At 56.8% G+C, this 11,076-nt stretch carries 12 protein-coding genes; 7 read left to right on the top strand and 5 right to left on the bottom strand.

Going from position 1 to position 11,076, the window contains the following annotated elements; all coding sequences use genetic code 11:
• Positions 1 to 33 precede the first annotated feature (33 nt).
• Positions 34 to 795: an alpha/beta hydrolase gene (locus tag WCO56_26360; GenBank protein ID MEI7733123.1), complete on the bottom strand. Its 762-nt coding sequence runs from the start codon at positions 793 to 795 to the stop codon at positions 34 to 36.
• A 298-nt stretch (positions 796 to 1,093) separates the two neighbouring features.
• Here WCO56_26360 and WCO56_26365 point away from each other — a divergent pair, with 298 nt between their 5' ends.
• The 6 genes from WCO56_26365 to WCO56_26390 all read left to right on the top strand — a co-directional run bounded on the left by WCO56_26365 (position 1,094) and on the right by WCO56_26390 (position 7,876).
• Complete coding sequence (locus WCO56_26365; protein ID MEI7733124.1) at positions 1,094 to 2,503, top strand: DUF1501 domain-containing protein; 1,410 nt, start codon at positions 1,094 to 1,096, stop codon at positions 2,501 to 2,503.
• Positions 2,504 to 2,518: 15 nt separating this feature from the next.
• A complete protein-coding gene (locus WCO56_26370) occupies positions 2,519 to 4,579 on the top strand; it encodes a PPC domain-containing protein (GenBank protein MEI7733125.1) in 2,061 nt (686 codons plus the stop codon).
• 297 nt (positions 4,580 to 4,876) lie between these two features.
• On the top strand, positions 4,877 to 5,509 hold the full coding sequence (locus WCO56_26375) for a peptidylprolyl isomerase (GenBank protein MEI7733126.1): 633 nt from the start codon (positions 4,877 to 4,879) through the stop codon (positions 5,507 to 5,509).
• 58 nt (positions 5,510 to 5,567) lie between these two features.
• Positions 5,568 to 6,143, top strand: coding sequence for an NUDIX hydrolase (locus WCO56_26380; protein ID MEI7733127.1), 576 nt, complete (start codon positions 5,568 to 5,570; stop codon positions 6,141 to 6,143).
• Between the two features lie 104 nt (positions 6,144 to 6,247).
• Complete coding sequence (locus WCO56_26385) at positions 6,248 to 7,486, top strand: LL-diaminopimelate aminotransferase (protein ID MEI7733128.1); 1,239 nt, start codon at positions 6,248 to 6,250, stop codon at positions 7,484 to 7,486.
• A gap of 15 nt (positions 7,487 to 7,501) precedes the next feature.
• The gene (locus WCO56_26390) at positions 7,502 to 7,876 is read left to right on the top strand and encodes a hypothetical protein (protein MEI7733129.1); all 375 of its coding nucleotides are present in this window, start codon (positions 7,502 to 7,504) and stop codon (positions 7,874 to 7,876) included.
• Between the two features lie 159 nt (positions 7,877 to 8,035).
• On the opposite strand, the gene WCO56_26395 is transcribed toward WCO56_26390, so the two are convergent.
• The 4 genes from WCO56_26395 to WCO56_26410 form a co-directional block, all read right to left on the bottom strand.
• A complete protein-coding gene (locus tag WCO56_26395) occupies positions 8,036 to 8,476 on the bottom strand; it encodes a contact-dependent growth inhibition system immunity protein (protein ID MEI7733130.1) in 441 nt (146 codons plus the stop codon).
• 22 nt (positions 8,477 to 8,498) lie between these two features.
• Entirely contained in the window at positions 8,499 to 9,065 is a 567-nt protein-coding gene (locus WCO56_26400; protein ID MEI7733131.1) for a hypothetical protein, read from the bottom strand.
• Between the two features lie 739 nt (positions 9,066 to 9,804).
• The gene (locus WCO56_26405) at positions 9,805 to 10,350 is read right to left on the bottom strand and encodes a hypothetical protein (GenBank protein ID MEI7733132.1); all 546 of its coding nucleotides are present in this window, start codon (positions 10,348 to 10,350) and stop codon (positions 9,805 to 9,807) included.
• Positions 10,351 to 10,538: 188 nt separating this feature from the next.
• Positions 10,539 to 10,889, bottom strand: a complete 351-nt coding sequence (locus WCO56_26410; GenBank protein MEI7733133.1) for a hypothetical protein — start codon at positions 10,887 to 10,889, stop codon at positions 10,539 to 10,541.
• Here WCO56_26410 and WCO56_26415 point away from each other — a divergent pair.
• A partial coding sequence (locus tag WCO56_26415; GenBank protein MEI7733134.1) for a hypothetical protein occupies positions 10,888 to 11,076 on the top strand: 189 nt, incomplete at its 3' end. The genes WCO56_26410 and WCO56_26415 overlap by 2 nt on opposite strands.

The following is an 11,076-nucleotide window of genomic DNA, read 5'->3' on the forward strand; positions in this document are numbered from 1 at the left end:
ATTATGTCCGGGCTTCTTAAAAAAACTGCTTTTCTAAGTCCGACAGGCTGCTAGGTCGCAGGGGTTGCCCAGGGCCAGCATCCTGGCCTGGAATTGGGTGGATTGTTCCAGGGGGACGGTGGTGTCCTTATCGCCATGCAGCAGCAGGAACGGCGGCAGGTTGGCGCGCAGGTGCTGGATGGGGGAGGCGTCGCGCAGTTTCTTGAAGGCGTCTTCGTTGACCTCCTTGAGATCGAGCAGGGCGGCCATGCTGGCCCCGATTTCCTGGCTCTGCCGCACGCGCGCTTCGAGATCGTGCGGGGCGTAGATGGGCACGACCGCCTGCACCGGCTCGCGGGCGGTAACCCCGATGTACGAAACGTAATGGCCACCGGCGGATTCGCCGATCAGGGCGATGCGTTTGGGGTCAGCGCGATACTCGGCGGCATGGGCCTTCAGCCAGCGGATGGCGGCCTCGACATCTTCAATGCCGGTCGGCCAGCGGTGCGCCGGGGCCAGCCGGTAATCCACGCTGAAACACGCAAACCCGGCGTCGCGCAACGGGGCGAACAGCGGATGGATGTACGACTTCTTGTTGCCATTCCGGAATCCGCCGCCATGCACCAGGATGCAGGCCGGGAACGGCCCCGGGCCTTCCGGCAGATAAGCGTCCAGCAACAGATTGCTGCCGCCGACCTGGGTGAAGGGAATGTCGGCGACGGTGGGAGCCGGGAGCGCGGCATCCGGGGTGGTCGCGCCTTGCGCCAGCGTGGCGATCAGCAGGGCAGGGAGCAGCAGCAGAGAGGTTTGTTTCATTCGATGAGTTCAGGTGTTGTTACAATTGGGTGTTTCCAATGATGAAAGGACATGCGGCGCGTTGCGGAAAGCGTTGGCGGGCACGCAACGGAATTGCGATCAGCGCCCGCTTTTTGATTCAACGACATGGGAAAACGAATACCGTCCAATCTTCCAATACGCAAGCCGCAATTCAGCCACAATCATGATTCAATGCACCCTGGACTTTTGGCGATGGAATTGTGTGAAATTTGTCTTTACCTGAGGCGTTTAATGGTGTACATTACCGCTACATCACAGAACGATTAAATATGTTGCTATGAATACGAACCGCAAACACGAAAACTCGGGCTTCCCGTCATTGATTCAAATGTCCAACCCGGTCGCCGATCTGGTTTCGCGGCGCGACGCGATGAAGCTGGGTTTGGTGGGTGCCGGGGGTCTGTTGATGGCAAACAGTTTGGGGATGCCCACCTTGGGAGCGGCGGCTCCAGCGGTCACGGCGGCAGCCAAAGGTGGTGCCAAGGCCAAGTCGGTGATTCAAATCTGGCTCTGGGGCGGCGCCAGTCACTTGGAAACCTTTGATCCCAAGCCCGAGGCGGGCATGGAGTATTGCGGTCCGCTGAACCAACCGATTGAGACCAATGTGAAGGGAATGCGGATCTGCGAGTTATTACCCCTGCTCGCCAAACAGGCCGATAAGTACTCCCTGATTCGCAGCATGACCCATGGCAACAATGGTCATGAAACCGCCGCGTACATGGTGCAGACCGGAAGAAATGCCGGGGCTGGAGATACGTATCCCTGCATCGGTGCGGTGGTGTCACTGTTCAAAGGCTACGAGGCTGGCTACAAGGGCTTGGTGCCACCTTATATTGTACTCACCGCCCCGCAGGGACGGTTCTCTGAAGCAGGCTTTTTGGGTGGCAAGTACAAGCCGTTCGCTACCGGTGGCGATCCCGCCAAGGTGCCGTTTGTCGTGGAAGGCATTGTTGCCCAAGGCATCACTGAAAAGCGCCAGGAAGCGCGGCGCGATTTCCTCGGACGGATCAATACGTTGGAAAACTCCATGCGCGACGATCCGCGTTTGGTATCCTCCGCCGAATGTCGTAAGCAGGCGTATGAGTTAATCTTAGGTGATGGTGGTAAGGTCTTTGATTGCTCGTCCGAGAAAGATACGTTGCGGGAACAGTATGGCTTGACCACCTTCGGGCAATCCTGCCTGGTCGCTCGCCGGTTGGTGGAACGCGGCGTGCCGTATATCACCATCAATTATCAGGGATGGGATACGCACAAGGATCATTTCCCGGCCATGCGGCGTAAACTGCCGGAACTGGACAAGGGTTTGGCCACGTTGCTTCAGGACCTGCAGGATCATGGTTTGCTGGAAAGCACCATCGTGTGGTGTTGCGGTGAGTTCGGCCGCACTCCGAAGGTGGACACGGAAGCGCCTTGGAATGGCGGGCGCGGTCATTATGGAAAAGTCTTTTCTGCCTTGGTCGCTGGTGGCGGTCTCAAAGCTGGCCAGGTGATCGGATCTTCGGATGCCAAGGGCGAACTGGTAAAAGATCGTCCGGTCTATCCCGTTGATTTCATCGGCACCATGTATGGGTTGTTGGGCATTGATCCCAATGCCAATTTGCCGCATCCGCAGGGAAAAGAGGTGCGCGTCATGGCTTCCGCCGAGGAAGGCGCAAAATCCGGTGGTTTGTTGAAAGAACTCGTCTAACGCGGTTTGTATTTCATGAAGATAATGCAACAGGTCGTGTGGCTGGCGGTCATGTTGGCCGCCACGAGTGTTGGATTTGCGCAACGGGGGCCGTCGGTGGGGTATGTGTATCCTGCCGGAGGACGGCAGGGAACCACCTTCCAAGCGACGCTCAGCGGGCAGTTTTTGGACGGGGTGACCAATGTTCTGGTCACCGGCGAAGGCGTTCAAGCCACGATTGTTGAATTCATCAAGCCGTATGCCAACAAGCAACTCACTTTTTTGCGGGACCGAATGGAAGCGTTGCGCCGCGGGGTAACTGCCGCTGGGAAGAGCGATACGATTATCACGGTTCGTGGCGTGGGTGACTACAATAGCAATGAAGTGCAAAAAATCGACCGGGTATCCGTGGAAAAGGAACTCGCCGATTTAAAGTATAAGTTATCCAATCCCAAAAATCAGCGTCCGCCTAACCCCCAGCTAGCGGAAGACGTTAAACTAAGGGTCACCATTGCAGCCAATGCCAAGCCCGGCCAGCGCGAACTGCGATTGCTCACAGCGTTGGGTTTATCCAATCCCCTGGTGTTTCATGTGGGGCAACTTCAAGAGTTCAATGAGCCGCCGGAAGTTTGTCTTAGCGGGCCGAACCTGCTGAACCCGGAACGTTACAATTTGACGCGGGGGCCGTCGAAACGCCCCGAGGTGCGCCTTACCTTGCCGTGCGTCGCCAATGGTCAGATCATGCCCGGGGCGATCGACGGGTTCCGGTTTTATGGTCGCAAAGGCCAAAAGTTGGTGGTTGCGGTTAACGCCCGACAGTTGATTCCCTACTTGGCAGACGCGGTTCCCGGCTGGTTCCAAGCAACGGTTACCATGTATGATCCCAAGGGCAAGGAAATCGCCTATGCCGATGATTTTCGGTTTAATCCTGATCCGGTGCTCAATTATGAAATTCCTGCGGACGGAGATTATCTGATTCAAATTAAAGACTCCATTTTCCGTGGGCGCGAGGATTTTGTTTATCGCATCACGATTGGGGAATTGCCTTTTGTCACTGGCATTTTTCCACTGGGCGGGCCGGCTGGCGCGCAAAATGAAGTCGAGGTGGCTGGCTGGAATCTCCCAGCAACCAAGGTGACTTTGGATACTGCCGGTCGGGAGCCGGGTATCCATACCTTGGCGTTCCCTAATCAGGAGAAGGTTTTGAACACCGTGCTGTTTCAGACCAGCGCATATTCGGAAGTGATGGAAAAGGAACCGAACAATCAGGAGTCTAACGCGCAACGCCTTCGGGTGCCAACGGTCGTAAATGGGCGGATTGACCAGCCTGATGATGAGGATGTATTCCGCTTTGAAGGACAGGCGGGCAAGCAGATCGTCGCAGAGGTGTTTGCCCGCCGATTGAACTCCCCTTTGGATTCGATTCTCACTCTAACTGACTCCGAGGGGAAACAAATCGCGATCAATGACGATTATGATGACAGGGCGTCCGGATTGGTGACGCATCAGGCCGATTCCCGGATCAGTATCAGTCTCCCGGCGGATGGCACTTATTACCTGCGTTTGCGCGACACCCAGCACAAGGGCGGGCCGGAATACGCCTATCGCCTGTATGTGCATACGCCACAGCCCGACTTCGAGTTGCGGATGACTCCGGCCAGCCTGAATGTCCGCCCTGGAAATAGCGTCCAGGTGACCTTATATGCGGTGCGCAAAGATGGATTCACGGGTGATATTTCCTTTGTCCTGAAGGATGCCCCAACTGGTTTCAGGTTGTCCGGCAAGATGCCGGGGAACACCAATCAGGTGCGGCTCACGCTGAGTGCCCCGGATTCTCCTCTCAAGAAACCGGTCAGCCTTACGGTGGAAGGGCGAGGCATGATCCAGGGTAAAGAGGTGGCGCATTTGGCGGTGCCAGCGGAAGACATGATGCAGGCATTCTACTATCGGCATCTCGTTCCCTTCCAGGAACTCGAAGTTGCGATGCTTACCCGCAATCCCAATGCCGCTAAAAAAGCGGCGGCGGCCAATCTTCCAAAGAAACTCGACAAAAAACCGGATGTAAAGCCACCAGAGCAAAAGCCGGCATCCAAATAACCGGTTTGCTTGTTTGGTCATGTCCTCCCCGGGCAGCGGCCAGTACACTACACGCCCGGCGGCGCGATCCAGATGCCACTGGCCGGGATGCATCAGGCCTTCGCACGTGTTAAAGATGGCGTACTTCTTCACGCCAAAGGAGCCGGGTGGCGATTTGCCTTCCGGCGAAAGGGTGAACACGTGGTTCTGCGCATCATGGCTGGTCACGCCCGCCAGCGATTCATCCCACATGTGATAAACCTGTAAAAAAAACAGCGTGACAACCCGGCCAAATTTGTGAATTATTTCCGGCGTTGTATGAAGAACATTGCATTGATTTTAGTAACGGGCCTGGCGCTGACACTGGTGAGCGGCGTGCGGGGCGAAGATAAAAAAGAAACCACACCAACCGAACCGAAGAAAGCGGATAACAAACCTGTGAACGTAACCGAAGTGGCCGTCATCAAAACCTCCATGGGCGAGATGGTTTTGGAATTCTGGCCGGATGTAGCGCCTAAAACTGTCGAAAACTTCAAGACCCTGGCCAAAAAGGGTTTCTATGATGGCACCTGTTTCCATCGCATTATCAAAGGCTTCATGGTCCAGGGCGGCGATCCCCTGACCAAGGATGCCTCCAAAGAGGCTCGGTGGGGCACTGGCGATCCTGGCTATAAGCTCAAAGCCGAGTTCAATAGTCGCTCGCATCAACGCGGCGTCATCTCGATGGCGCGCTCGCAGGATCCCGATTCCGCTGGCTGCCAGTTTTTCATCTGCCACGGTGACGCCTCCTTCCTGGACCGCCAATACACGGCCTTTGGCAAATTGATCAAGGGCGACGATGTGTTGGAGAAACTCGCCACCGTGCCCGTCGGCGGGCCGGAGCGGAGCAAGCCCACGGCGCGCGTGGGCGTCGAGAGCATCAAGATTGTGCCGGCGACCGAAGTGAAGTAATCCGTCTGACCTGAAACTTTCAAGCGGGCGGGTAATCCCCGCCCGCTTTTTATTTACCATGATGCCACCCGCACCCACCCCGATCCGCCCCTGGCGGCAGATTGCCTCCCAACTGCTTGGCTCCTACCGGATTTTTACCCTGCGCAGGGATATCAAGATTTCCCCGCGCACGGGGCGGGAGCATGACTTTTTTGTGCTCGATTGCGGCCCGTGGGTCAACGTGGTGGCGATTACTCCGGATGACCAGATGGTCATGGTGGAGCAATACCGGCACGGCACCAACACAGTGGAACTGGAAGTTCCCGGCGGCATGATTGATCCTCATGACCGGGACCCGGTGGCGGGCGGGTTGCGCGAATTGCGGGAAGAAACCGGTTACGAAGGGGAAAAGGCCCGCATCATCGGGGATGTGTATGCCAACCCGGCGATCCTGACCAATGTCTGCCATGTGGTTTTGGTGGAGCAATGCCGGTTGAAACACCCCCAGCAATTGGATCATGGCGAAGATTTGAACATCCGGTTGATCCCCGTCCCGGAGGTGTACCAACTCGTGGCGGCGAACAAGATCAAGCATTCGCTGGTGATGGTGGCGCTATGCTATTACGACCAGGTGCGGCGCGGCCTGCGTCCGTAGGTCGGGAATGGCCCGCGCCGTTCCTCATTCTTGCATCGTGGTGCCTTGATTGATAAAGTCCCGCCGCTGGTTGACATTGAACCGATTTTACCAAAGACATACGTATGGCCTTTTTGAATGAGAATTATTTGAAGTTGAAAGCGGGCTACCTGTTCCCGGAGATTGGGCGCCGCGTCAAAGTGTTCTGCGAAGCCAACCCGGAAGCCGCCAAACGGCTCATCCGCTGCGGCATCGGCGACGTGACGGAACCGCTGCCCGCAGCCGTCGTCGCCGCCATGCACAAGGCGGTGGACGAAATGGCGCGCCGCGAAACCTTCCGCGGCTACGGCCCAGAGCAGGGGTACGACTTCCTGCGCGCCGCCATTGCCCAGAATGACTACCGCGACCGCAATATCGAGATCGCCGACGACGAAATCTTCGTCTCCGACGGCTCCAAGTGCGATTGCGGCAACATCCTCGACATCCTCGGCCACAAGAACAAGCTCGCCATCCCCGACCCGGTCTATCCCGTGTACGTGGATACCAACGTCATGGCCGGCCATACCGGCGCGGCGGACGACGCCGGCGCGTACCAGGGGATTGCCTATCTGCCCTGCACGCCCGCGAACGGCTTTGTGCCCAAGCCGCCCCGGGGCAAAGCCGATCTGATCTACCTGTGCTCGCCCAACAACCCCACCGGGGCGGTCGCCACGCGCAAACAACTCGAAGCCTGGGTGACCTACGCCCTCAAGCACAAGGCCATCATCCTGTTCGATGCCGCCTACGAGGCTTACATCAAGGACCCGGCCATCCCGCATTCCATCTACGAGATCCCCGGCGCGCGGGAGTGCGCCATTGAATTCCGCAGCTTCTCCAAGCACGGCGGGTTCACCGGCACGCGCTGTGCCTTCACCGTGGTGCCCAAGACCCTTCTGGCCGCCACCGCCGCCGGCGAGTTCAAGCCCCTGCATCCACTCTGGAACCGGCGCATGTGCACCAAATTCAACGGCGTCAGCTACATCGTCCAGCGCGGCGCGGAAGCGCTCTACTCGCCGGAAGGCAAAGCCCAGGTGCGGGCCTTGATCGAGCACTACATGGGCAACGCGGCCATCCTCGTGGCGGGGGCCAGGGCGGCGGGCCTGACCGTTTATGGCGGCACCAACGCGCCGTACATCTGGGCGCAAACCCCGGCGGGCGTCACCAGTTGGCAGGCCTTCGACAAAATCCTGAACGCGGCCAACGTCGTCATCACCCCCGGCAGCGGCTTCGGCGCGCAGGGCGAGGGCTACTTCCGCATCTCCTCCTTCAACAGCCGCGCCAACGCCGAAGAAGTCGCGCGCCGGTTGCAAACCCTCGTCTGGTAGGGTACCTTAACCGCTATGAAACACTTGAGCTGGATGCTTGCCGCCGCCGTGCTGGCCGTGGCCGCGTGCGAGAAGAAGACCGAAACCAAAGCCGAAAAGCCCGGCAGCAACCCCCTGAACGCGCCCACGGATTACCTCGGCGCCGTCGCGCAGGCCAAGAAATACTCGGAGAAGAACATCGAGCTGGTCGCGCTCCGGCAGAACGTGCAACAATTCTACGCCATGGAAGGCCGCTACCCGGCGGACCTCCAGGAACTGGTGAAAGAGAAATACCTGGGCTCCATCCCGCGCCCGCCCTACGGCATGAAGATCACCTACGATCCCAAGACCGGCGATGTGAAGATCGTGGCCGATGACCCAGCCACCAACTCGCCGCCGGCGGCGAAGTAAGTTGGGCCTGCGCAGGCATTGGGATTAAACCCGAGGGGTTCGCAGCCAGCAGTCGGCAGACGCGTGTGTTTGCGGGAATGAGCGGAACTCCCCGTCCCGTGACCAGCGGAATCAATGAATGGGGGAAACTAAACGGGCATTTGAGCGGGGGTGGCGTGGTTAGGCTGCCGTTGCCTGAGCTCTCTGAAACACATGATACGCCTCAGTCAAAGCCTCCTGTGCTGTCGGACGGTCGCAGTCGTCGAGAGAAGGAAGCAGAGTAAATGCTCGCTCCGCAATCTCCGCCGCCTCTCGGCTTAAGTCGGGATGATCACGCCAGAACGCCGTCTCAGCTTGGAGCACCCCTGCGAGCAAATCGCCCTCGTAGAAGTCGCCTGCGGTGAACGGGTCGGTACGAAGGAACTCAAGCGCGATGGGAACGAGGTAAGGCAAACCAATCTGTTGGCCAATCATCATGCGCAGATGCTCTGCGGTGAACTCGCACAAGGGGACACGCCTCAGCCGATGACACTCGGTCACAAGACCTGATTCGTAGGTTGGCTCACCCCACTCTTGGCCGTCGAGCTGCTGGAGCGATTTATTGCGGTCGAACTTACTCATAACGTGTGAAGCCGCCTAACGGTCATGGCTGAGTCCCTTTTTCCTTCTTCTGAACGACCTTGCGAAACTCTGTCCAAACCCGCGACCCCGCAACAAGTAAATCTGAATCCTTGTCTTTTCCGCTGCTCAACGATTGCAAATCACCATCAATCACTCTGACTCCATCGTAGCAAATGAGGTAAAAACGAACGCGCCCAGCTGCTGGATAGGAATAATCCTTCGTCAGAGTAGCCTCATCAAAATGCCTCTCACACGCTGTGACAAAATCAATGGCACCGCTGCGAACAGTCTCATGTGCAAAACCTCCAATCACACCAAATGTGCCCGTTGTGTAAATGCTGGCGTCACCAGAAGAAAATGAAACGATGCTCGCTGTCGCATCTTTGAGGGGAAAATCCATAATGACACCAGCGACGCGTGGATGGTCTGATGTCGGCTTTTGTCCAAGCTCTGCTGGCGAAGTGGTCAATGTCTTCAATCGCAACTCTCGCCCAGCTTGGGCGGCTGATGGCTTTGGTGGCTCATTGGTCTGTGACTTGGCGTTAAATAATCCAAAAAACATAAGCGTGATAAGTAGTAATGTACGCATAGTGTGGTCTAACAGCATTCTTGAACGCCCTTTTCGTTCGTGGTTTCCGGTGGCCAGTTGGTTTTCATGGTGCTAACCATCCCTAAAAAGGTCCCTCGGGTCAAGGCTGAATAGACTCGGGGCGAGGGGTGGTTGTTGAACGGTTTTTTGATGATTTGACCGGGCAAATCATGCCGGGCGGGGCCTTTTGGGCCAGTTTATGACGAAAATTGCAGGAAATGGACGTTTTGAGGGCACGGGGGGAAAATCCCCCCGCCACCGGCGAAACCCGCCCGCCTACCGGTGAACTCCGCCCCGCTCCGGGGGAAAATCCCCCGGCTACCGGCGAAACCTGACCGGGTACCGGTGAAACCCCACCGGACACCGGCGGAACCTGCCCCGGTCCGGGGGAAAATCCCCCCGCCACGGGCGGAACCCTCGCCGACCCGGTGGGAACCTTCGCAGGTCCGGGGGAACCTCGCCACGATCCGGGGGAAAATCCCCCCGCTACGGTGGAAACCCGCCACGGCCCGGTGGAAACCTCCCCCAATCCGGACGAAACCCGCCCCATGCCGGGGACTGGCTCGCTGGGGAGGGTGTGCCGCAACGATTCCTCGCGCCCCTTGCCGCAGCCGAGCCCCACTGGACCGGTGTTTAAAGTAAAGTTATTCCCCCTGACTTTTTGGAGGCATCGCATCTGAGGCAACGCCTTTCCGAACAATCCATGAGGCGTTGTTAGACCGCTGATATAATGCAAAAATTATCTACTGCTTCCGTGCAAAAGTCCGAGTATCGAAAAAAGTAGCACGAGACTGAAAAGTGAACCCATGACCCAGCTAATCCACTTCTTCGGGCTAGAAACCCAATAAAAGACTATGAATGATAGAAGAAAAGCCTGAAGAAAAACCTCCGGCAGCCCTATCAAATGTAGTCGCAGTGGAAGCGTCGTATAAATCATGCCCTCCAACGATGAGGCCGACGGTCCGAATGTCCCCAAAATGCTGAGACACACCAGCACCGCCCACATGAGCAGCCAGCCTCTATTCTGTCCAAAAAAAGATTGTCGCAGCATGAAGAAAGCAACGCCGAAAATCAGCCCTCGGATGGGCTGAAACAATGGTCCTGCCATGACAAGCGGGTCAGTCGTCGGTCGCATGATATACTTGAGGCCGGTGTCGGCATAAAGATGCGGATAGTCAAAAACGAAGAAAGCCAGAATCCCCATGACAAAGTATGTCACGGTGTGAGTGATAGCGGTCTTGATGATGATACAGCGTGCGGTAGGCTGGTCGAGATTTATGGTCATAAGCGGCCCAACAGTATTATTGAACGGAATGTTCGTTCATGGTTTCCGGTGGCCAGTTGATTAGCATGGTGCCGACCATCCCTAAAAAGGCCCCTCGGGTCAATGCGAAAAGGCCGCCACTGACGGATGGATTGGATTTTGTGGTGAATGGCTGGCGCGATTTGTTGAATGGTATCAAAATCATGGGGTCACATTCCTGGTATCACCTTCGACACCGTGCCATCCTTCCGTAAAATCACACGGAAATCGGAGCCAACCCGAAAACGCGGTTTTTTCTTGTCATATTGATATACCTCCAATGCCATGACAACGTAACCCTCGGGCTCATGCCACACGCGATAATAGGCGTCCATCCGCTTTCCGTAAGACTGTTCAAGGTATTGCCGCGCAGCAGTAATGATTTGCTGTTCTTCTATCGTAAATGCCGGATGATGATCTCGCCTGAAACCATCTCCCAAATCAGTGGGAGCGCCGGCTGGAGGCGTAGAGCATCCACAGAGAAGCAGCAGAATCAGGCATGTGATTACAGAAGCGTTCATGCAATTCAAAAGTATTCTTGAACCAACTTCATTTGCAGCCACTATACCCTCATTCCTCAGCAAGGAAATGATTTTTTACGTCACGCATTCTTGCCGCAACCCCTACAGGGTTGATGGGAAACGGTGGGGCGCCAAACCAGCAACGGTGTTAATTTTTGCAACTGTTTTCGGTGATTTTTTTATCCGT

The sequence above is a fragment of the Verrucomicrobiota bacterium genome (assembly GCA_037139415.1).
Lineage (GTDB): Bacteria > Verrucomicrobiota > Verrucomicrobiia > Limisphaerales > Fontisphaeraceae > JBAXGN01.